The 21,578-nt window shown below is 37.1% G+C and carries 20 protein-coding genes and 1 tRNA gene; 10 read left to right on the plus strand and 11 right to left on the minus strand.

All coding sequences use genetic code 11. The features are described from left to right. Positions 1-205: 205 nt before the first annotated feature. Both RE431_RS11215 and RE431_RS11220 read left to right on the plus strand, forming a co-directional pair. Positions 206-2,299, plus strand: a complete 2,094-nt coding sequence (locus tag RE431_RS11215) for a phage tail tape measure protein (RefSeq protein ID WP_309562076.1) — start codon at positions 206-208, stop codon at positions 2,297-2,299. A gap of 46 nt (positions 2,300-2,345) precedes the next feature. Next, the gene (locus RE431_RS11220) at positions 2,346-2,642 is read left to right on the plus strand and encodes a helix-turn-helix domain-containing protein (protein WP_309562077.1); all 297 of its coding nucleotides are present in this window, start codon (positions 2,346-2,348) and stop codon (positions 2,640-2,642) included. A 222-nt stretch (positions 2,643-2,864) separates the two neighbouring features. Here RE431_RS11220 and RE431_RS11225 read toward each other — a convergent pair whose 3' ends face one another. From RE431_RS11225 to RE431_RS11245, 5 genes are all read right to left on the minus strand, one after another. Next, positions 2,865-3,515, minus strand: coding sequence for a hypothetical protein (locus RE431_RS11225; protein WP_309562078.1), 651 nt, complete (start codon positions 3,513-3,515; stop codon positions 2,865-2,867). 57 nt (positions 3,516-3,572) lie between these two features. Then, positions 3,573-4,820 carry a pentapeptide repeat-containing protein gene (locus RE431_RS11230; RefSeq protein ID WP_309562079.1) on the minus strand — a complete coding sequence of 416 codons (1,248 nt, stop codon included), beginning with the start codon at positions 4,818-4,820 and terminating at the stop codon, positions 3,573-3,575. 182 nt (positions 4,821-5,002) lie between these two features. Beyond that, entirely contained in the window at positions 5,003-5,647 is a 645-nt protein-coding gene (locus RE431_RS11235) for a hypothetical protein (protein WP_309562080.1), read from the minus strand. Beyond that, complete coding sequence (locus tag RE431_RS11240; protein ID WP_309562547.1) at positions 5,637-6,323, minus strand: DNA-processing protein DprA; 687 nt, start codon at positions 6,321-6,323, stop codon at positions 5,637-5,639. The genes RE431_RS11235 and RE431_RS11240 overlap by 11 nt, the downstream gene beginning before the upstream one ends. A gap of 209 nt (positions 6,324-6,532) precedes the next feature. Further along, positions 6,533-6,604: transfer RNA gene (locus tag RE431_RS11245), tRNA-Arg, on the minus strand. A gap of 127 nt (positions 6,605-6,731) precedes the next feature. Between RE431_RS11245 and RE431_RS11250 the strand changes: the two genes are divergently transcribed. Genes RE431_RS11250 through RE431_RS11260 form a run of 3 tightly spaced genes read left to right on the plus strand, consistent with a single transcriptional unit; the run spans position 6,732 to position 8,853 of the window. Further along, positions 6,732-7,421 (plus strand): DUF2490 domain-containing protein, encoded by a 690-nt coding sequence (locus tag RE431_RS11250; RefSeq protein WP_309562081.1) that lies wholly within the window; start codon positions 6,732-6,734, stop codon positions 7,419-7,421. 43 nt (positions 7,422-7,464) lie between these two features. Further along, positions 7,465-8,451: a DUF1028 domain-containing protein gene (locus tag RE431_RS11255; protein WP_309562082.1), complete on the plus strand. Its 987-nt coding sequence runs from the start codon at positions 7,465-7,467 to the stop codon at positions 8,449-8,451. A 33-nt stretch (positions 8,452-8,484) separates the two neighbouring features. Further along, complete coding sequence (locus RE431_RS11260; RefSeq protein WP_309562083.1) at positions 8,485-8,853, plus strand: hypothetical protein; 369 nt, start codon at positions 8,485-8,487, stop codon at positions 8,851-8,853. A 51-nt stretch (positions 8,854-8,904) separates the two neighbouring features. On the opposite strand, the gene RE431_RS11265 is transcribed toward RE431_RS11260, so the two are convergent. Then, a complete protein-coding gene (locus RE431_RS11265) occupies positions 8,905-10,458 on the minus strand; it encodes a M20/M25/M40 family metallo-hydrolase (protein WP_309562084.1) in 1,554 nt (517 codons plus the stop codon). A gap of 143 nt (positions 10,459-10,601) precedes the next feature. Here RE431_RS11265 and RE431_RS11270 point away from each other — a divergent pair, with 143 nt between their 5' ends. Together RE431_RS11270 and RE431_RS11275 are read left to right on the plus strand one after the other, a co-directional pair. Then, positions 10,602-12,971, plus strand: a complete 2,370-nt coding sequence (locus tag RE431_RS11270; protein WP_309562085.1) for a S9 family peptidase — start codon at positions 10,602-10,604, stop codon at positions 12,969-12,971. Further along, on the plus strand, positions 12,968-14,194 hold the full coding sequence (locus RE431_RS11275; RefSeq protein WP_309562086.1) for a cysteine desulfurase-like protein: 1,227 nt from the start codon (positions 12,968-12,970) through the stop codon (positions 14,192-14,194). Before RE431_RS11270 ends, RE431_RS11275 begins: the two co-directional genes overlap by 4 nt. Here RE431_RS11275 and RE431_RS11280 read toward each other — a convergent pair. The 3 genes from RE431_RS11280 to RE431_RS11290 all read right to left on the minus strand — a co-directional run bounded on the left by RE431_RS11280 (position 14,191) and on the right by RE431_RS11290 (position 18,220). Further along, positions 14,191-14,814 (minus strand): hypothetical protein, encoded by a 624-nt coding sequence (locus RE431_RS11280; RefSeq protein ID WP_309562087.1) that lies wholly within the window; start codon positions 14,812-14,814, stop codon positions 14,191-14,193. The genes RE431_RS11275 and RE431_RS11280 overlap by 4 nt on opposite strands. A 56-nt stretch (positions 14,815-14,870) precedes the next feature. Further along, complete coding sequence (locus RE431_RS11285; RefSeq protein ID WP_309562088.1) at positions 14,871-17,012, minus strand: glycoside hydrolase family 97 protein; 2,142 nt, start codon at positions 17,010-17,012, stop codon at positions 14,871-14,873. Positions 17,013-17,077: 65 nt separating this feature from the next. After that, positions 17,078-18,220, minus strand: coding sequence for a trans-sulfuration enzyme family protein (locus RE431_RS11290; RefSeq protein ID WP_309562089.1), 1,143 nt, complete (start codon positions 18,218-18,220; stop codon positions 17,078-17,080). 92 nt (positions 18,221-18,312) lie between these two features. On the opposite strand from RE431_RS11290, the gene RE431_RS11295 reads away from it, so the two are divergent. From RE431_RS11295 to RE431_RS11305, 3 genes are read left to right on the plus strand one after another with little or no spacing between them, the layout of a single operon-like run. After that, positions 18,313-19,104 (plus strand): DUF3298 and DUF4163 domain-containing protein, encoded by a 792-nt coding sequence (locus RE431_RS11295; protein ID WP_309562090.1) that lies wholly within the window; start codon positions 18,313-18,315, stop codon positions 19,102-19,104. A gap of 56 nt (positions 19,105-19,160) precedes the next feature. Continuing rightward, on the plus strand, positions 19,161-19,514 hold the full coding sequence (locus tag RE431_RS11300; RefSeq protein ID WP_309562091.1) for an arsenate reductase family protein: 354 nt from the start codon (positions 19,161-19,163) through the stop codon (positions 19,512-19,514). After that, complete coding sequence (locus tag RE431_RS11305; protein WP_309562092.1) at positions 19,507-20,406, plus strand: DMT family transporter; 900 nt, start codon at positions 19,507-19,509, stop codon at positions 20,404-20,406. Before RE431_RS11300 ends, RE431_RS11305 begins: the two co-directional genes overlap by 8 nt. Here RE431_RS11305 and RE431_RS11310 read toward each other — a convergent pair. Further along, a complete protein-coding gene (locus RE431_RS11310; RefSeq protein ID WP_309562093.1) occupies positions 20,403-20,852 on the minus strand; it encodes a hypothetical protein in 450 nt (149 codons plus the stop codon). The two genes, RE431_RS11305 and RE431_RS11310, sit on opposite strands and share 4 nt — an antisense overlap. 86 nt (positions 20,853-20,938) lie before the next feature. Next, positions 20,939-21,577 carry a hypothetical protein gene (locus tag RE431_RS11315; protein WP_309562094.1) on the minus strand — a complete coding sequence of 213 codons (639 nt, stop codon included), beginning with the start codon at positions 21,575-21,577 and terminating at the stop codon, positions 20,939-20,941. Between the last annotated feature and the right edge of the window lies 1 nt (position 21,578).

The following is a 21,578-nucleotide window of genomic DNA, read 5'->3' on the forward strand; positions in this document are numbered from 1 at the left end:
TGCTCATTTAAACAAGATTATAGTACTTGATAATATGGATTAGTTTTTAATAAAAATGTTTATAAATAATACAAATAAATAAATATAAATAATTGATTATAAGTAACTTGAAAAGAAACACATGTCTAGTTTTGCAAATATATCAATAAGATTTTCAGCTGATTTAAAGAGCTTTAGCAGCTCCTTACAAAATGCGCAGCGTCAAATGTCTAAGTTCGGGCAACAGATGCAGTCTGTAGGTTCCGGACTTACTCTTGGTGTTACCTTACCTATTTTAGGCTTGGGAGCTGCCTCTGTAAAGGCGGCGAGTGATGCAGAAGAAACATCTTCAAAATTTAATACGGTCTTTCGTGATATCTCTGAAGCGGCTTCTAAAGCAGCTACAGAATTACGGAATAGTTATGGCTTAAGTTCTAAAGCTTCCCAGCAATTACTTTCAGATACCGGTGACCTTTTAACCGGTTTCGGCTTTTCACAACAATCTGCCCTGGATCTTTCTACCGAAGTAAATAAGCTGGCGGTAGACCTGGCATCGTTCACTAACTTTTCTGGTGGTGCCGAAGGTGCTTCCCAGGCATTAACCAAGGCTTTACTTGGCGAACGTGAAAGCGTGAAATCTCTTGGGATCTCGATCCTGGAATCTGATGTGAAAGCCCGCGTGTTACAAAATACTCAGGCTGGTCTAACCTTTGAAACCGAAAGGCAGTCAAAGGCATTTGCAACCCTTCAGTTGGCACAGGAGCAGTCTAAGAATGCCATTGGTGACTATGCAAGAACTAACGAGGGATTTGCGAATCAAATGAGGTTACTAAAGGCAAGGATTGAAGATGTAGCGGTGCAGTTTGGGGAAATATTACTGCCTTACGTAACGAAACTGGCTGGTAAGTTGGGTGAACTTATCAATTGGTTTTCAAGTCTTGATCCTGCCGTTAAAAAAACGATTGTAGTAGTTGCAGGTCTTGCCGCTGCTTTAGGGCCTGTTTTGGCTACTATGGGAATCCTGGTGGCGAATATCATTCCGGCTATGGCAGCCGGGTTTACCGCATTAACCGGTCCAATAGGTTTTGTGATCGCTGCGCTTGCCGGAATAGCAGTGGTGATTGCGAAAAATTGGGAACCTATAAAAGAAACACTTTTCGAGGTTCGCAATTACTTTATAGATCTATACAATGAAAGTATTGTTTTTCGTGCCGGTGCGGAATCTATCATTCTTGTATTTAAAAATCTTTATAATACGGTTAAACTGGTTGTTGATTTTATTGTGACCGGCTTCACTAACGGGATTGAATTCATTCTTGGTTCTGTAGAGAATTTAGGTAAAGCCTTTAAAGCGGTTTTAACTGGTGAATTTCGTTCAATTCCTAAAATATTACAGGAGCAAGGCAAGTTTGCTGCTGAAAACTTCAGGGGTCTTATAGATGATCTAAGCGGGGATATCGATAGGTTTTCTTCACAGATGAAAAACAATGTGAACGATGCTATTGATTCAGTGACCCTTCGCAAGAAATTAACCTTTACCAAAGAAAATATAGATACTACCGCAATTCAGCAAGCAGTTTACAATGCGGTGTCCGCAGGGCAAAATGGAATCGGTGGCGGCCGTGCCCAGATTACAACTATAGATGCAGGTGTTCAAGCTGGAGATGTTTCAATTTCAAACCCACTTGATGGATTGGCTGCTGATCTACCTAATAAAATTGAATTGATAAAAACTCAGTTTCAAAATTTTAGAACTGATTTAATTGATGTAACCAGTGAAGTTAACGGGGCACTTCAAGGATTAGCGGCAAATACCGCACAATTTTTTGGAGAATTTGTAGGGAATATTTTTACAGGACAGGCTACAGCGAGAGATGCATTATCTGGTCTTATGAGTGTCGTTTCAGATTTCATGAAAGGTTTAGGCCAAGCAATGATTGCCGCAGGGGTTGCGTCAGAAGCTTTCAAAAATTTATTTGCATCTGGAGTTGGTGCAATTGCAGCGGGTGCAACGTTAATCGCTTTATCTGGTGTGGTTGGTGCTTTATTGAAATCAGCACCGGCAAGTGGTGGTGGTAGTCGCCCTCGTGCTTTTGCTAATGGTGGTATTGTCTATACCCCTACTAATGCTCTAGTTGGTGAATATTCAGGAGCAAGATCCAATCCGGAAGTTATAGCTCCATTAGATAAACTAAAAGGCATGATAGCGGATGTTTCCAGTGGTGGGAATGTTCAAGTATACGGTGAATTTAAGATTAGAAATCGTGACCTGGTGGCACAAATAGACAGTGCTAGAAAACACCAATCCAGATTAAGTTAAAAACATGGCCCCTTTAAAATAGGGGCTAATTTAAAGTATAGATCAAATGAATTCTATATCTAAGGATTTTCTATTTATTCCAATTCAAGTAAGATATTGTAATGGATTACCGCCTAATGCCAAAATACTCTTTGGAGAAATTGCCAGTAGAGCAAACGAAGAAAACAAGGCTATTTTTCATTATGATGAGTTTCCGGAATTATTCGGAGTTAATAAGAAAGCTGTTTATTTATGGATTAGTGCACTAGAGAAAGAAGGATTTTTAAAATCTCGAATGATTAGAAAGCAAAAAGAGCATTACCACATTTTTCTTTTAACAACCGGGATCACTTCACCTGGATAAATGCCACCGGGAACCATGGCAGGATCTAATCTGCCACCGGAAAACCTCAGCAGGAATTTAGAAAGGATCTCACAAGCTCTTATTTTAGCTCGGCCTTAATGCTCCAGATCATGAACATTCGGGGTCTCTTTATCCGGATATTAAGAGATAAAATTAGTTCAAATTTTAATCCTTTTCGAGAAGCTGGCAAATTGCGGATTTTCGGTTAAAATTTTGCTTTTTTTAAATTATTTCAAATTTCAGACCTGTAATCTTTTGATATTCTATTTCACTTTTAATTTTTTCAGATACTATATATTTCACTCCTCCAACTACATAACGCAAACAGAAAAAATCAATTCTTCCATCAAGAATATGAACCTTATTCAACATCAATCGCTTTTTTTCAGTTTTTAGCCTCATGACTTCATTCAGGAATTTTTCAGCACTATTTATCTTAGGGTAATTTACTAATACCGTTCCACCTTGCCTTTTTCTTTTTCTGAGAACTAATTCACTTTTGGAAAAATTAATCCAATTAAGCCCATCACTTATTGGATGTACTAGCCAGAAATCATAACCCTGGTTATTTTGATAAACTTTATTTCTAAAAAATTGGAAGCGTTCCTTTATGCTATTTGATAATATATTTTTTAGTTTATCACTTATTAATAATCGATGACTGAATCCACTTGCAGATATATCAATATAATCGGTCAATTTAGCCCTATGCTCTAGAACTGCATTAGCTAATTTCGGCTTGCAAACCTCCTCAAAATAAAAATTGTCAATAAATTTAGAATCTTCTATTCTATAATCACTCGTAATTCTTATTTGGTCTGAAACACTAACAACGTTCAAGTTTAAGTCGGGAGTTATGAAATAGTAATTCATTTACAAATTTATTTGATCAGGAGATCTTCGTAGATTTCTTTTGCTTTGAAATATCAATTATTTCATTGTAAGCATTGTGTCTTTAATTTTTTTAAGTCCGAATCCGTAAAATTCAATTAAATCATTAAAATTTCTTGCTAAAATTCTAGCGTTCTCAATATCAAATTGAGCTTTATCCAAACCAGAATGGCTAAAATCTTTGAATTCAATTCCATCTAAATTAGTGACTTTATTGATTCTACTTAAAATTTTATTTTCATTAAAGTACGTAAACCGTTTAGCACTTTTTATTGATCCTCTAAAGCTTGATCTTCCTATATATTTTTCAAAAATTACGTTTTCAAAATCGCAAATTTCAAATTGACAAAGCTCCATTTTTCTATAGTTAAAAACAACTTGGAAAAATTGACTGCCACTGAAATTTATCTTTTCAACAAATGAGTAGGAACTACTATAGTCTGGATGGAAATCACAGTTCTCAAAATAACAAAACAATAACCAAGATCTAGATATATAACCTTTGAATTTACAGAAAGAAAATTTACAATTTAAAAAATTAGAGTCCTCAGCGCCACCAAATTCAACTTGGTAAAAACTGGATAGCATGCATGCAATTCCATCTAAAGAAGAATTATGAAATTGTACGAAACTATATGTACCTCTTTGAATTATAGAATTTTCAAAATTACATTCTGTAAAAGAAACAGAATCTACGGTTTTGAATAAAATACAGTCTTTAAAGCTTATATTTTCAACATGACATTCCTTTAATTCAAGCCCCGAAAGATTACAGTTTTGAATATTCTTTTGAAAACCGTTAAATATTGGAGAATGAAAAACGGTATCTATGACTTTGGTAACTAATGTATAGTTTATATTTTCAATATCAATACTTTGCTCCGCTGCAGATCTGATAAAACTACATAGTATATCACAAATTAACTCCGAAAGATTTTCATTATTTTTTGCTAATGTGTGTAATTCGGCAATACCTCCTAAAACAATTGGTTCTTTATCGCTACCTAAATGCTGAACTGCATTTTTAAACTGATCATTAATTAAAGCTTCTCTATTTAGTTTTATTTCGGTTGTCTGATTTTTTATTTGTTCATCTTGATTTCTAACGCTTTTTTCAAAATCTCTTGCTCTAATGTAGGATATATAAAGACCGGAAAGAATAAAAAGTCCACCTAAAACGCTTAGAAAATCTTTTAGTAATTCTCCGTTTCTGCTTTGAGAATTTCCATATGCCCATAATGCTAAATCATCCTGAAATAACCCATAACTAACGATTGATCCTATCAAAAAAATTATTATTAAGAAAAGAGGTACATTCCTAAAATTAAAAGGCCGTTTTATCATTTTGTAATAGAAATCTAATTTATTTTTTGAGTTTAAAGCGATCTATTATTCAACTGTCCAGTAAATAGTTATCTAATTCTAATAATTACGTTATTTCTAACACCGGAGAGCAATAAAAATATGGATTAAACATCTAAATTAGGTATCCATGACTTTCCAGTCTCTGAGTTATAATAAATATAATCCGTTCTGGGGTTTAACAGCAAATCGATATCATCCTGCCTGCCAATAGTCCTCATTAAAGAGAATATTTTAATATTTGCGTTTGGTAGTATTTCTTTAATTTTAAGGGCACAAGCGGTAGTAGTCCTGCCTAAAGTCAAAATATCATCAATCAAAATAAAATTGTTCGTATCAGGAGGAGGGGGATTTACTCTTAAGCTTCTCAAATGAGTCGAAATAGTTGGCCGATCCTCTGCACTGTAAAATTGACTTGATTTCGGTACTGGATCAATTCTATTAACCATTGTAGAAACTGATGAACCAATACCGTTTTGAACAAATAATTCAGCAATTCTCAAAGTTGGCCACAAAGCATTTCTTAGTAAAGGAGCACTTCTTGGAACAGGTACTAAGCATTGATTGTTTTCAAAAAAAATTCTCAAAACCTCAGAATTTTCATTGTTATTCAATACTCTGCATACATCATTAATTGTTTTTGGATTTGCATTCTTTAAACGCCCCTTAAGGATTCTGGAATTTTTTGCTCTGTCTGAGGTTCCTCTAGGTGAATAATTCAATAAAACACCACACTCAAATTCAAAACGCATATTCTGATCTCTGAGTAACCTGAGGAATTTCGTTAAGAGATTCAATTACATTATCTCTTGTTAAAACTTGAGCTCCATAATGGATCATTTTAGAAACCCATGAAATTTCCGAATTCTTTACAATATTTTCCATCAAAAATACCTGTCTACCTAATCTTAAAGCTTCCCAGGCCTGATGCCTAGTTCCACTCTTATCTGTAGCTTCAATAATAATTGTAGCATCTGAAATCAATGCCATTGTTCTATTTCGGATTGGAAAATTTTTTGGTGTTACTGGATAGTTAATTGGGAACTGTGATACTGCCAAATGATTCTTTTTAATATTTTCTAAAAGTTGATCATTTTCTTTTGGATAGACTTTATCTAAGGGGGTACCTAATACAGCTATAGTCTTACCTTGGTTTGCAATGGCTGTTTGATGTGCAATTGTATCTACTCCATGAGCAAGACCACTAACAACAATGTATCCTTCACTAACCAATGTCTCCGTAATGATTTGAGTTCTTATTTTTCCCTTATCAGAAACTTTCCTAGATCCAACTACGGAAACTCTAGTTCCGGAAGTTAGCAAATTAAAATCCCCTTCCCAGAAAATTTTATCCGGGGCATACTTCCTTTCTGTTTCAGTATAGTGATTTGAATATTTTAAATATAAATTGGACATTTCCAGTATCATCAATTAGTATACAAATTAATGAATATTATTAATAATAACTAAACTTAGGTTCTATTCTATTTTAAAAACTAGTTAATACAAATGAGTATAAAAAGATAATTTTAAGATCAATTGTCTCTAAATTTTGATATTGTCGGCACCCCGTCGGCACAAATCAATAAATACCCTCTCTAAAACCTTATAGAAAGGGCATTATATTAATTAAGTTGTAGCCTCACCAGGAATCGAACCTGGATCTAAAGTTTAGGAAACTTCTATTCTATCCATTGAACTATGAGGCCATGGAAAGCAAAAATAAAGTTTCGGGAGAAATAAATTATCAGTCTTATAAAATTTATAAGTTACAGTTGAAAAATTGATGGTTTGAGTATCTGGCTTGTCAAGTTTATATTTGCTAAAAAACATCCCGTGAAAAAGTATATTAGCTTTCTTATTTTATTATTAGTTCTTAGTATAAACGCCAGTGCACAGGTTAATGAAGACAAATTAGGCGCCTGGTATATGTATTTCTGGGATGTCAATTTCAAAGAATCCAAATTTGGCCTTGAAGGTGATATTCAATACAGAAACTGGGATCTTATAGGGGATCTGGAACAATTATTACTCAGAGGCGGTGCAACCTATAGCCCTAACTCTAATATTAAGCTCACCTTAGGTTATGCTCATATTACAACAGGAGAGTTCGGAGATTCAAATGAAACTTCAGCCGAAAGCAGAATCTATCAGCAAGTATTGCTTCCGCACAAGATATCAACCAGATTTTACTTAAAACATAGGTTTAGATATGAACAAAGATGGGTGGATGGACAGGATTTCAGAACGAGGTATAGATATAACCTGTTCCTAAATATCCCATTAAACCAGGCTAACCTCAACAAAAATGCGATCTATCTGGCATTTTACAACGAACTCTTCATTAACGGAGAAAGAAGTATAGGCGATGGAAGATCTGTAGAGATTTTTGACAGAAACAGACTTTATGGAGCCTTGGGTTATTCGATCAAGGATAATTTGAAGCTTCAGCTGGGCTTTATGGAGCAAACCACAAATACATTGAGCAAAGGTCAGTTGCAACTAAGTCTGCATCATAGCTTCTAATATAAGCACCCTTTTAGTATCTTTAGGCAAAACTGAAATTACTATGAAGAAATTATACTTTCTACTTTGCCTTTTAATCCCGCTCATTGGAAACTCGCAAAGTGTTGAGAACGTGTCCAAAGATGCTTTTGCCCATACCTTCTCTATTGTTGCCCGTGATACTGTAACCGGCGAAATGGCCGTGGGTGTTCAAAGTCACTGGTTTTCGGTTGGCTCATTGGTTTCCTGGGGGAAAGCTGGCGTGGGTGTAGTTGCCACTCAATCTTTCGTTAATCCAGCTTACGGACCTGAAGGATTGGAAATGATGGCTAACGGGACTTCGGCCGAACAGGCCTTAACTCAACTAATTGAAAAAGATGGCGGACGTGCTTTCAGACAGGTTGCTTTTCTAGATGCTAACGGAAATGTTTCAGGATATACAGGAGAGAAATGCGTGGAAGCTGCTGAAGATCTTCAGGGAAGAAACTTTTCGGTACAGGCGAATATGATGTTAAATGACAGGGTTGTTCCTGCAATGGCTGAAGCCTTCCTAAGATATTCAGATTACCCGCTTGCAGAAAGAGTTGTTGAAGTCTTAAAAGCTGCCCAGGAAGTAGGAGGTGATATCAGAGGTAAACAATCTGCCGCCCTGGTTGTGGTTGGACCTGAAAGGACCGAAAATGAATGGGAAGAGAAAAAAATAGATCTTAGAGTAGATGATCATCAAAATCCAATTCAGGAATTGTCAAGATTATTGCAGGTGAATCGCGCTTATGAACATATGAATAAGGGTGATCTCGCCGTGGAAGACGGAGATATGGAAAAAGCACTTAAAGAATACGGTGCTGCTGAAAAAATGTTCCCTGAAAACCTGGAAATGAAATACTGGAAAGCCGTTGCCCTTGCCAATAGTGGCAGGCTCGAAGAGGCAAAACCAATATTTCAGAAAGTATTTGCTGAAGATGAGAATTGGAAAGAGATGACAACTAGACTTCCGGCATCTGGAATTCTTACGGTCTCTGAAGAAGAACTTCAGGAGATTATCGAATAATTTAAATATATTTATCAGCCTAATACATTAATTATGAAAAGATTAAATAAAATATCACTGATACTTGTTTTCTTCGTTGCACTACTTACATATTCCTGTAAGAATGAAGAGAAAACAGCAGAAAAAGAGGAAGCCGTAGCTGAGAAGGCATCTTCAGAAGAAATTAAATCTAATATGGCCAAAAGCAGCGATACCAAATACAATCCTGCTCATGGTGAAGAAGGTCACAGATGTGATCTGCCGGTTGGCGCGCCTCTGGATAAGGCCAGTACATCAACCACAACTCAGGATATGACCACATCTCCTGTAAGATTGAAAAGTGCAACTCCAAAAATAAATCCTCCACATGGTGAACCGGGACATGATTGTTCAGTTCCAGTAGGATCAGAATTAAAAGGTTAACAAAAAAAGCCCGGAATTAACTTCCGGGCTTTTTTGATTTATTATCTAAAATTAGTCATCTAACATTCCTGCTCTTTCAGCATCTCTGGCTTCTGGCCAGGACATTTGCTCACCAGATCTTTTACTTTTTGGCAATTTTATTTTCTCTCTAGAAGTTGTTTCTGGATCTTCACTGGCCATATATGCAAGTACTGCTGTTAAGATCACGTTATTTCTAACCTCATCAAAAACGATCTTATCGTAAGTATCACGGTTGGTATGCCAGGTATAGTTCCAGTAATTCCAGCTTAAAGAGCTCAAATTAAAGGCCGGAGCACCTGCAGCCACAAAAGAGGCATAATCTGACCCTCCTCTTCCCGGAGTTCCAGGGAAATTAGTTTCAATATGCTTGCTTACATTATCTGGTACTTCGTATAACCAGTCTCCGAGGTAATCATAGGCATTCAAAAATCCGTTTCCTGAAATATTCACCACTCTTCCTGTACCATTATCCTGGTTAAAAAGTGCCTGAACATTTTCAACGATCTCAGGATGATCTTTTACAAAGGCTCTTGAACCATTTAATCCCTGCTCTTCACTTCCCCAATGTCCAACCAGAATGGTTCTTTTTGGATTAGGATAAAGTTTTTTCAGAATTCTCATAGTTTCCATCATAACAATGGTACCGGTACCATTATCAGTCGCTCCGGTTGCCCCATCCCAGCTATCAAAATGGGCTGAAAGAATCACATATTCTTCAGGTTTTTCTGTTCCCTTAATTTCAGCGATGGTATTAAAAGTTGGCACTTCACCTAATTCCTTAGATTCTGCAGTAACTCTGATTTCTGGTTTGTCACCATATTCAGCTAGACGATACAGTAAACCATAATCTTCAAGAGAAAGATCGATGGTAGGAATCTTTTCGGTATATGCTGAAAATACTTTGTTCACGCCAAAACCTTTAGACCAGTATGAACTGATGATTCCGGCAGCACCTGCATTCTCCAGAGCTTTTGGAAGCTCACGTCGGGAATGTCCTGTTTTTTTCATTTTTTCGTCCCAAAGTGAATTCAGAGAATCACGCTCAGACTTCATTTTTTCAAAAGTTTCTTCTGTAGCCCACTCTTCCCAGTTCTCATCTGGTCTTCCTGTTTGCTCAGGCATGGAAACAAGTACAAATTTTCCTTTTACCGACTTGATCTTTTCAAGAAAATCCAATGAATCTTTTGCTTCAGGAAGAATTACAACCTCAGCCGTTAAAGGTTTTTTCCCCGTTGATGGACTCCAGGCAAGTTGTCTACCTTCAAGACTCTGAATTCTCGGAGAAACAAGATCTATATGGGTAATCCCTCTTTCCCATCCTTTCCATTTTCCCCATTCTTCATTTCTTGCGCTGATATCCCAGTTAGAATATTTCTTAACCGCCCAGTCATGAGCATTTTTCATTTGAGGAGTTCCAACCAGTCTTGGACCTACAACATCCAGAAGTTCATGCGCTATTTTCTCTAATTGTGAATTATTTTCAGCTTCATTTACAATTTTCTCCACCATCTCCTGCTGAGTTTGGGCAGAGACCAGGAAAAATGAAAAGAACAGAAAACTGAAAAGGGTAACTTTTTTGATCATAAGTGAATTTTTAGTTGTGAAATTGGTTTTACAATATCGCCTTTTTTTTGAAAAGCTTTGATTTTAGACACTTACTGGCCTGTAAGGTTTAAAGAGGATGTAAAAAATAGCTATATTGGCACTCCTTAAATTTATGAATAGCTATGTTTAAAAGCTTGAATATCCTTACTTTCTTCCTTCTTGGAACCCTAATTTCGTTTTCCCAAACCTCAGATCTTAGTGTTGAAAAGATCATGCAGGATCCAGACTGGATGGGAAATTTCCCAAGTTCAGTACGTTGGGGAATACATGGAGAAAACATCTATTTTCGATATAATCCTGAAAAGAATGAATCAGATTCCCTGTACCGAATTAATATTCAGGATCCTAAGAAAATCCTGAAGGTTACAGCTAAAGAACAACAGGATTTTATTCCGAACAGTGGCGATTTCAACGATTCAAGATCAATGAAAGTATTTTCAGAAAATGGAGATCTTGTGACCTATGACATGAATTCAAAGAAAAGAAAAACACTCTTAGATCTTTCTTTCAATATTAATGATCCCGAATTTTTAGCCGATAATAATAAGATCGCTTTCAAAGCTGAAGACAATGTTTTTGTTTTGGATACCAAAAGCGGCAGCATTCAACAATTAACCAATATCAGAAGTGGTTCAGAATCAAGTAAATCTGAGAAAAATCCTTCAGAAAAAGATTCTTGGATACAATCTGAAAACCTGGACCTGCTTGGTATCGTTAATCAGCGTAAGGAAACAGAAGAAAATTCTAAAGCTTACAGAGAATCGATTAAAGAAGAAGAGGATTACAAATTCTATTTGAATGACCGGGATTTGAGAGACCTGGAAGTTTCTCCAAATGGAAAATACGCTGCATTCAGTCTTATTAAAAGAGAACGTGGAGAAAGTACCAATGTGCCAAATTATGTGGATGAGAGTGGTTACACCAAGGATATTTCTGCCCGTAGTAAAGTTGGAGACATGCAGTTTACCGCAGAACTAGCGCTATATAACATTGAAAAGGATACCGTCTTTATGATTGATGTTTCAGAACTACCAGGAATTTCAAAATTACCAGACTATACTGCAGATTATCCGGATAAGGAATGGAAAGAAGAGCCTAGAGATATTATTCCGTCTCAGGTACGTTTTTCAGAAGATGGTGAAAAAGCCGTGGTGAATCTTAGATCTTCAGATAATAAAGATCGCTGGATCGCTTTCATAGATCTTGAGACTGGTAATATTAAATCTATAGAACACCAACGAGATGAAGCCTGGCTGGCCGGTCCCGGTATTGGTTATACTTATTATGGTTATGAGACTTTAGGCTGGCTGCCAGATAATAAGCATATCTATTTCCAGAGCGAGGAAAGTGGTTATTCACATTTATACATTCTGAATACATCTAACGGAAAGAAAAAGGCGCTTACTTCGGGAGAATTTGAAGTATTTGACCCTAAGATTTCAAACGATGAAAAACACTGGTATTTTACTTCTTCAGAAGTTCATCCTGGCGAAAGACATTTCTACAGGATGCCGCTTATGGGTGGAAAAAAAGAAAAACTTACTGAAAAAGTAGGTAAGAATGACGTAAGCCTATCTCCAGATGAACAATACATGGCGATCACTTTTTCTTCTATGAACAATCCTGAAGAACTGTTTTTGAAGAAGACTGGAGCAACAGCTGAACCAACTCAGCTAACAAGCGGACAATCTGAAGAATTCGCTTCTTACAACTGGAGAGAACCAGAATTAATACAATTCAAGGCCAGTGATGGCGCCATGGTACCTGCAAGATTATATGTTCCAGAAGATTCGGCTAAAAATGATGCAGCTGTTGTATTTGTGCATGGCGCCGGTTATTTACAGAATGCCCATAAATGGTGGTCAAGTTATTTTAGAGAATATATGTTCCATAATCTTTTAACCGATCTTGGATATACGGTGATCGATATAGATTACCGTGGTAGCGCAGGTTATGGTAGAGATTGGAGAACGGGAATATATCGTCATATGGGCGGAAAGGATCTTAGTGATCAGGTAGATGGTGTAAAGTACCTGGTAGAAAATCATGATATAGACCCGGAAAAAGTTGGAATTTATGGAGGTAGTTATGGTGGTTTCATCACCTTGATGGCCATGTTCAATGAGGCTGAAACCTTTAAGGCAGGTGCCGCCTTAAGATCGGTTACAGATTGGGCACATTATAACCATGGCTATACTTCAAATATTCTAAATGAACCTTCTAAAGATCCAATAGCTTACCGTAGATCTTCACCGATTTATTTCGCTGAAGGCCTTGAAGGAGATCTTTTGATCGCGCACGGGATGGTAGATGTCAACGTACACTTCCAGGACGTGGTTAGACTTTCACAACGTTTGATAGAATTAGGAAAGGAAGACTGGGAGATGGCCTTGTATCCTGTGGAAGACCATGGTTTTGTGGAACCAAGCAGCTGGACCGATGAGTATAGAAGAATTCTGAAATTATTTAATGAAAGTTTATTAGCTGAATGATAGATATTGATTTCGTAAGGAAGCAATTCCCCGCTTTAGAGAGAGATTTTACGTATATGGATAATGCCGGCGGTTCGCAGGTATTAAGCAAGGTAGCTGAAAGGATCAGTGGTTACCTATTACATCATAATGTTCAATTAGGCGCCTCTTATAAAGTTTCACAGGAGGCAGATAAAAAATTGAAATATGCGACATCCAGGATCTCTGAATTATTAAACGCATCCAGGGATGAAGAGATTGTTATTGGTTCTTCTACAACCATGCTTCTGCGCATCCTTAGTTTAACTATCAGCAAACAATGGAAAAAAGGGGACGAGGTGATCGTTACCAATACAGATCATGAAGCTAATGTTTCTCCATGGATGGACCTCAAAGACAGAGGTATTGAAGTCAGGATCTGGAAGGTGAACAAGGAAACGCTGGAACTGGAACTATCAGATCTCCGGAAATTAATGAACAGCAGAACAAAATTGGTAGCCGTAACTCATGCGTCTAATGTATTAGGAACGATAAACCCGATAAAAAAAATAGCTAAAGAAGTTCACAAAGCTGGTGCTTTGATCTGTGTAGATGGTGTTGCCTATGCCCCACATAGAAAAGTGGATGTGCAGGAATTGGATGCCGATTTTTACACTTTCAGTTGGTATAAAACTTACGGACCTCATCTTGCAGTGATGTATGGAAAGTATTCTAAACTGGTGAAATTAGATAGCCTGAACCATTATTTTATCGGGAAGAAAGATGTTCCATATAAATTACAACCCGGAAATTTCAATTTTGAACTTACTTACAGTACCCTCGGTATTATTGAATATTATGGTGAACTCTACAGGCATCATTTTAATTCAAAAGCAGCCGATTTTTCCGAAAAACTGGATAAAACTTTTGGGCTTATTTCTTCTCACGAAGAAAAACTAGCATCGCTTTTACTGGAATATCTGAATAGTGTTCCGGAAATAAAGATCATTGGAAATCCAAAACCAGATTCAGATTTACGAGTTCCAACCATTTCTTTTGTACATGCTAAATTTAAAAGCAACGAGATCGTAGAAAAAGTTGATGATCATAGAATCGGAATTCGATTCGGTGATTTTTATGCCAAAATATTAATCCAGACGCTAGACCTTGAAGAAAAGAATGGTGTAGTTCGAGTAAGCCTTGTTCATTATAATAGTCTTCAGGAAGTGAATAGATTGATTCGGGTTTTTAAGGAGATATTTTAATAACGATAGTCAATCAGAATCCTGTTTAAAGGGATCTTAACTCCCAAAAAGAAGGAATTTCTTTTTACCCGGTCCTTAACGACCTCAAGCACATCTCCATGTATACCAGTTTCGATGGTAATAATATTTCTAAACCTATAAGTCGCTGAAAGTTTACCAATTAAGGCAATATCCTGAATTTCTTCTTCCTCAAACAAATCCATATAATCTGGTGAGTCCTGGATCAAAGAAATCCCTCCTCCAGCTCCAAAATATAATCCCGGAATGCTTTCAATGAAATTTATATTTACAAAAGGTAAAAATGTAACTGAAGTATAATAGTTCTCCTCCCCAAAATCGGTTGATGTGGTTTTATCGTAATACAATTCAGCACCAACCCCTACTCTTTCCTGTATGAAGAACATGGTATATAAACCTGCTGAGAAATTAGATTCATAACCCGTAGCATTCCAGTCTTCCTCAATTCTTCCTTGATTATTGATTGATTTCTGACCACTGGATACTATTAAACTCGTATATTCAAAATTGACCATGGGACCAATTTCAAAATCACCCCATCTTTGAGCGTTTGACTGGATTGATAAAAGTAAAATTGATGAAATAAGTAATTTTCTAAACATAAATTGATTGATGTAAAAAAAAAACGGGAACTTATTAGGTTCCCGCTTTCTTTGATTTAAAGTTTTTTTAGGTCTTTGATCTTAGAGTTTTCAGCCTCTTCAATACTTATGGCGTATCCACCACCAGGTACAGATAGTTGTGAAAGCTTTGATCTACTGTTCACCTTATATTTGCTGATCTCATAAGCTTGAGGATTGGTCTTGTAATGAGCATCTTCAACATCTGAATAGATAGTTGCTATATAATCCTTCCCTTTTTCAAGAAAATCGAATTTGATATTAGATGTTCTGGCGTCATTTCCATTTACATTCCCTACAAACCAGTCATTAGTTCCTTTTGCTTTTCTAGCAACAGTAATATAATCTCCTGGTTCAGCTTCAAGATAAATACTCTTATCCCAGTCTAAGGCCACGTCTTTGATGAACTGAAAGGCATCAGGAAATTTCATATAATTTTCCGGAAGGTCTGCTGCCATCTGCAACGGACTATACATCGTTACGTATAATGCTAATTGATTTGCAATCGTGCTATTTACGTGCGAGTTATTATCAGGGTTCAGTTTGCTAATGTCCATTTCAAAAATACCAGGTGTATAATCCATTGGTCCACCGATCAATCTTGTAAAAGGAAGAATGGTCACATGGTTTGGCTTTGAACCTCCAAATGCCTGAAATTCTGTACCACGAGCAGACTCATTTCCAATAAGATTTGGATAGGTTCTTCTAAGACCTGTTGGACGAACCGCTTCGTGAGCATTTACCATCACTTTATAATCGGCTGCTTTCTTAACGGCATACAGATAGTGATTGATAGCCCACTGCCCGTAATGATGTTCTCCTCTGGGAATGATATCTCCTACGTAACCGCTCTTCACCGCAGGATATCCGTATTTGTTCATGAATTGATAAGCAGTATCTAAGTGGCGCTCATAATTTCTGATTGCTCCGGAAGTCTCATGATGCATGATCATTTTCACTCCTTTACTTTCAGCATACTTCTGAATTCCTTCCACATCAAAATCTGGATAAGGGGTCACGAAATCAAAAACATAATCTTTAGACTGCCCGAACCAGTCTTCCCAGCCTTCATTCCAACCTTCAACTAAAACCGCATCAAATCCATGTTCAGCGGCAAAATCTATATATTGCTTTACATGCTCCGTATTCGCTGCATGTTTTCCATTAGGTTCAGTTTGAGTATAATCAGTATCTCCTAATTTAACTGAAGGCAATTCATCTGTATAAGCCCACGAACTCTTTCCTGTGATCATTTCCCACCAAACACCGATATATTTCACTGGTTGGATCCAGGAAGTATCCTCCAATTTATTCGGTTCATTAAGGTTAAGGTTCATATCTGAAGCAAGAATATCTCTTGCATCATCGCTCACCATTATCGTTCTCCATGGAGAAACTGCTGGTGTTTGCATATAAACCTTATTTCCTACCGCATTTGGAGTTAACCATGATTCAAAGATCATGTTTTCATCGTCCAGATTCAGGTTCATCAATGAATACTCAACCAATGCAGCTTCATGAAGATTGATGTAAAGGCCATCTTCGGTTTTCATCATTAAAGAAGTCTGTACTCCTGTTTTTGAAAACTGCTCTTGAGAAGCATTAGGCTGTACCGAATTATCAAATTTAGCCTCGATCTCCGATAGTTTTGATTCGGTATAATCATATTCCTGGGAATCGTAATCTCCCGGAATCCAGAAAGCAGTATGATCTCCGGTCATCGCGAATTGAGTTCGCTCATCTTCGATCACGAAATACACCAGGTTTTCCTGCTCCGGAAATTCATATCTAAATCCAAGCCCTTCATTAAATAATCTGAATCTTAAGATCAATTTTCTACCATTTTCTTTCTGAACTAAGTTCACTTCAAGTTCGTTATGATGATCTTTAATCTCCTTAGATTCACCCCACACTGGTTTCCAGATTTCATCAAAAGTAGATTCTGAAGTACTTTCTACCTCAAAATTCGCCAATAGATCTTCCTGTTCTTTTAATGCAATCCCAAGTTTACTGGTTTTAATAACTTCTTCCCCGTCAAACAGTAATTTATAGGCAGGTGTTCCATCTTCCAGAAGAGAGAATTCCATTTTAAGATCGCCATTGGGAGATTCAAAACTTTGCGCAACGGCAAGGTTTGCTGCTGCGAAAAATAACAGACTTAAAGAAATAATTTTTTTCATCATAGGGTTTTAATAAGAAAGGCCCGGTGAGTCCAGGCCATTGAGTTACATTTATAAATTACTGATTATCCGATTGCTTGTTTCAGGTCTTCAATTAGGTCTTCTTCATCTTCAATTCCAACGCTTAACCTAATAAGAGAATCTACTACTCCGGTTTTCTCTCTTTCTTCTTTTGGAATGGACGCATGCGTCATACTTGCCGGGTGTCCTGCAAGTGATTCAATACCTCCAAGAGATTCTGCGAGGGTAAAAACCTTCAGTTTCTCAACGATTTTCGTAGCACTTTCCAGGGTATTTTCTTTAGTAGTAAAAGAGATCATGCCACCAAAACCAGACATCTGATTTTTCGCAATATCATGATTTGGGTGATCTTCAAATCCAGGCCAATATACCTTATCAACCATTGTATTTCCTCTTAGATAATTCGCGATAGCTTCACCATTCTCACAATGACGTTGCATTCTTATATGAAGGGTTTTTATCCCTCGCAATACTAGAAAGCTGTCCTGTGGTCCGCAAATTGCTCCGCTGGCATTCTGTATAAAATATAGTTTATCTGCCAGTTCTTTATCTTTTACCACCAAACCACCCATCACTACATCGCTATGTCCTCCAAGATATTTGGTAGCGCTATGCATAATGATGTCTGCACCAAGATCTAAAGGTTGTTGTAAATAAGGCGTTGCGAAGGTGTTATCTACAGCCAGAAGAAGATCGTGTCTTTTAGCGATCTCAGAAACTGCCTTAATATCAATGATATTCATCATGGGATTGGTAGGCGTCTCTACCCAGATAAGCTTCGTATTTTCGTTGATGAATTCTTCAATCTTCGAAGCATCCTGCATTCCAACAAACCGAAATTTTAAACCAAGTCCTTCAAAAATTCTAGTAAATAATCGGTACGAGCCACCGTAAAGATCATTAGTTGAAATGATCTCATCTCCAGGTTTAAAAAGTTTCAATACCGCATCAATAGCTGCGAGACCTGAACCAAAAGCGAGTCCGAAATTTCCATTTTCAATACTGGCCAGAGATTTTTCTAAAACGGCTCTTGTTGGGTTTCCACTTCGGGAATATTCAAATCCCTTATGACCTCCCGGTGTGCTTTGAGAATAAGTACTTGTTTGATAAATAGGCGGCATCACAGAACCGTAAGCCGGATCTACATTATGCTGTCCTCCATGAATCGTCTTAGTATTGAATTTCACCTGCAGAAAATTTGAAAAACAAATGTAGTAAGCCTGTTGGGCAATCACAAAATTGACTTTACCTTTATCCTGTTATTTAACACCTATCTATTGTGAAAAGAATTTTGTGGTCTTTTATGCTGGTTTTGCTATGCATGGCCTGTGCTGATGATAAAAAAGAAAATGAAGAGAATCTAGAAAAGGAACTCGCTTTTTCTACAAAAACGATTGAAAAAAGACTCGATGATTGTGAACCGGAAAAAGGAGAATGTACATTTATCAGCCTAATCTTTCCAGTTGCCGAGAACCAGGGAAAAGTTTCTGAAAACATCAACAGGGAGATCGAGAATTTTTTAGTCAATACGATAGATTATCAGGATGATATTACTTCGGAAAAACCTGAGCAATTAGCCGAAAATTTCTTAAAAAATTACCAGGAAACCGCACTGAAATTTCCTGATTATGAATTACCATGGGAGGTGACCATTAATGGTAAGGTTGCTTATAAGACAGAAAAACTTATTTCCATAAAGTTCAATTCTGATATTTTTACCGGTGGTGCACATGGTTATCGAAGCACCCGTTATCTGAATTTTAAAGCTGAAAATGGAAAGCTTCTCAAGGCAGAAGATCTTTTTACTTCAGAATTTAAAGATTTTGTTGAAAAGGATTTTCGAATAAAACAGGAGATCCCTCAGGATGAAAATATCAACAGTACAGGATTGTTTTTCGAAGACGATGAATTCCATCTTCCGCTGAATATTGGTATAACTGAAGAAACAGTGATCCTGCATTATAATGCTTATGAGATCGCACCTTATTCAGCAGGTAATTTTATTCTTAGTTATTCCAGGAATGAAATCAAAGAATTCCTGAAACTTAAGAATGACGAGCCAAAAGCCTGATTCGACCAGGAATCTTTAAAGGAATTTTCCGTTCTTTGCAGAAGAAATTTCCGGCCATGAAAAAAATTTACCACCTTTCTACCTGCGACACCTGTAAGAGAATTTTAAATGAACTCGAGGTGCCAGACGCTTTTATCCTTCAGGATATTAAAACTGATGAGATCACCGCAGAACAGTTGGAAGAAATGTATAATCTATCCGGAAGTTATGAATCTCTTTTCAGTAAAAGAGCCAGACTGTACAAAGAGCGTGACCTAAAGAATAAAGATCTTAAAGAGGAGGATTATAAAAACCTTATTCTTGAACACTATACCTTTTTAAAAAGACCCGTTATTATCAATAATGATGAGATCTTTATTGGTAATGCAAAGAAAAATGTAGCCAGCGCCAAAGAATCTATACATGGATAACAGCCGCTTACTGGCTATCCTGGCCGCATTCCTGGCAAGTGCCATCTACGGAGTAAATCACACGATCGCCAAAGGTCTTATGCCACTTTACATTGAGCCTTTCGGGTTTATCCTGCTTCGGGTTACCGGTGCGGCGATCCTTTTCTGGATCATCAGTATTTTTGCGCCAAAAGAGAAGATCGCCACTTCAGACTGGCCAAGAATTCTTGGATGTGCGCTATTCGGAATGGTAATAAACATGCTGTTTTTCTTTAAAGGTCTCAGCCTTTCAACTCCCATAAACAGTTCGGTAATCATCACTCTTTCCCCGGTCATGGTGCTTATTCTTGCGTCTATCCTGATCAAGGAGCGAATCACCTTATTGAAAACCATGGGAATTATTATTGGGATGGCCGGAGCTCTCGTGCTTGTTCTATTCAGCACCGGTGAGAATTTTAACGCGCCAAATATTCCCTTAGGAAACGTACTTTTTATAGTTAATGCCTTTTCTTACGGATTGTATCTTATTCTGGTTAAGCCACTGACAAAAAAATATCACGCTATAACGCTTATGAAATGGTTGTTTTTGATCGCTATTTTTATAAACCTGCCGGTGACATATTCAGAATTCATGGATGTTGAGTGGGCCAGCCTTCCGTTTGATGCGATCTGGAAAATGGGATTCGTAGTGTTGGGAACTACTTTCATGACCTATTTACTGAACATTTATGCTCTAAAGCAATTATCTCCCTCGACTATAAGTGCTTTTATTTATTTACAACCCTTGATTGCGATCACCTTTGCTATCTCGGTAGGTGCAGATAAATTAACGTGGATCAAAGCCCTGGCTGCAGGACTTGTTTTCATTGGAGTTTATATGGTGAGCATGAAAAAAACGAAAGTGAAGTCTTAATAGCTGTCATCCCATTCAAAAAATCCACCACTAAATGTGGCAGCTACTATAATATAAAGGGTCGTATATAATGCTACAATTGCCGTTAGAATCGTCCCGATTGTTGATAGCGTATAGTTTTTAGCCTGTATTTTTTGAATATTTAGTTCTTCCAGCCCGTAGCTGTAAAACTTACCACTACTGGTTCCTATAACTCCAAGATTCTTAAGCTTCTTCGATGTACTTGAGTTTTCCCTCGTATACCCGTAGAATTCTCCGTTTTTATCAGCGATCCATTTAAACTTTAAATTATTCCCTTCCTCAGTTTTTAGCCGAACCTTTCGGTTAGTTTCTGCTGCTTTTTCCAGACTAATATTTGCAGAATGATAAATATTACAACTTTGAAAAATGATAAGAATGGCGAGGAACTTCGCGAAAAATTTCAGGATAAACTTTGAACTTTTCATGCTCTTGAATTTTTGCATTCAAGGTAAAAGTTGGTGTAGAATTGGCCGGAATATTATAAAGTTACTGATTTACAGCAAACTAATCATTAGGATGCTTTAATTATTTCCTTGAGCTCTTCTGCAGGCAATCGATCTTTTATTCCAACCTTATTCTCCAGATAATTGAATAATTCTTCGTGATTAATTGAATAAATATCCTTTAATCCGCGTATAATAGTTAATAAATATTCTCTATCTGGTTTATTAATTTCATTCTCCAGATAGATTTCACTGGTAAAACTTACAATTGGTGCTGCATTTATCTCACCAAGATATAGCAACAAACCATATCTACCATCCTTGAGACAGTTATAATAACCATTTTGCCTAAGCTCATTGAAATCTATACTTATTTCACCTTCAAATTTCAATTCCTGCCTAACCAGGTCACGAAACTGACTCGAATTGATCAAATAAGTTCTACCCAGTGTTTTTACTGAAGGATCCTTTTCCGGTTTCAAAAAGCAGATACCTCCACCATTCCAGGTTGGAGACTCCATCGCGAAATAAAGTTCATGATCTATGGTAATGGTTCTGCTATCTCTGGGTTCAGATTTATCTGCACAGCCCACAAAATTTTTCAAAGCTCCCGGCGGCGTTCCACCATTGATATAACACATAAAACGCTCTTTCCTGATGTTAGAGCCATAGCACGCGTACCATACTTCTTTCACGCTTTCTTCCATA

This window comes from Christiangramia sediminicola (assembly GCF_031344135.1).
In the GTDB taxonomy this organism is placed as follows: Bacteria; Bacteroidota; Bacteroidia; order Flavobacteriales; family Flavobacteriaceae; genus Christiangramia; species Christiangramia sediminicola.

Bases quoted from the DNA above. Each gene is read 5' to 3' on its own strand.
- RE431_RS11275 (WP_309562086.1), top strand. From the start codon at position 12,968: ATGATAGATATTGATTTCGTAAGGAAGCAATTCCCCGCTTTAGAGAGA.
- RE431_RS11315 (WP_309562094.1), bottom strand. From the start codon at position 21,577: ATGGAAGAAAGCGTGAAAGAAGTATGGTACGCGTGCTATGGCTCTAAC.
- RE431_RS11305 (WP_309562092.1), top strand. From the start codon at position 19,507: ATGGATAACAGCCGCTTACTGGCTATCCTGGCCGCATTCCTGGCAAGT.
- RE431_RS11240 (WP_309562547.1), bottom strand. From the start codon at position 6,323: ATGATACTGGAAATGTCCAATTTATATTTAAAATATTCAAATCACTAT.
- RE431_RS11265 (WP_309562084.1), bottom strand. From the start codon at position 10,458: ATGATCAAAAAAGTTACCCTTTTCAGTTTTCTGTTCTTTTCATTTTTC.
- RE431_RS11285 (WP_309562088.1), bottom strand. From the start codon at position 17,012: ATGAAAAAAATTATTTCTTTAAGTCTGTTATTTTTCGCAGCAGCAAAC.
- RE431_RS11225 (WP_309562078.1), bottom strand. From the start codon at position 3,515: ATGAATTACTATTTCATAACTCCCGACTTAAACTTGAACGTTGTTAGT.
- RE431_RS11280 (WP_309562087.1), bottom strand. From the start codon at position 14,814: ATGTTTAGAAAATTACTTATTTCATCAATTTTACTTTTATCAATCCAG.
- RE431_RS11300 (WP_309562091.1), top strand. From the start codon at position 19,161: ATGAAAAAAATTTACCACCTTTCTACCTGCGACACCTGTAAGAGAATT.
- RE431_RS11255 (WP_309562082.1), top strand. From the start codon at position 7,465: ATGAAGAAATTATACTTTCTACTTTGCCTTTTAATCCCGCTCATTGGA.
- RE431_RS11310 (WP_309562093.1), bottom strand. From the start codon at position 20,852: ATGAAAAGTTCAAAGTTTATCCTGAAATTTTTCGCGAAGTTCCTCGCC.
- RE431_RS11260 (WP_309562083.1), top strand. From the start codon at position 8,485: ATGAAAAGATTAAATAAAATATCACTGATACTTGTTTTCTTCGTTGCA.
- RE431_RS11235 (WP_309562080.1), bottom strand. From the start codon at position 5,647: ATGCGTTTTGAATTTGAGTGTGGTGTTTTATTGAATTATTCACCTAGA.
- RE431_RS11270 (WP_309562085.1), top strand. From the start codon at position 10,602: ATGTTTAAAAGCTTGAATATCCTTACTTTCTTCCTTCTTGGAACCCTA.
- RE431_RS11220 (WP_309562077.1), top strand. From the start codon at position 2,346: ATGAATTCTATATCTAAGGATTTTCTATTTATTCCAATTCAAGTAAGA.
- RE431_RS11215 (WP_309562076.1), top strand. From the start codon at position 206: ATGTCTAAGTTCGGGCAACAGATGCAGTCTGTAGGTTCCGGACTTACT.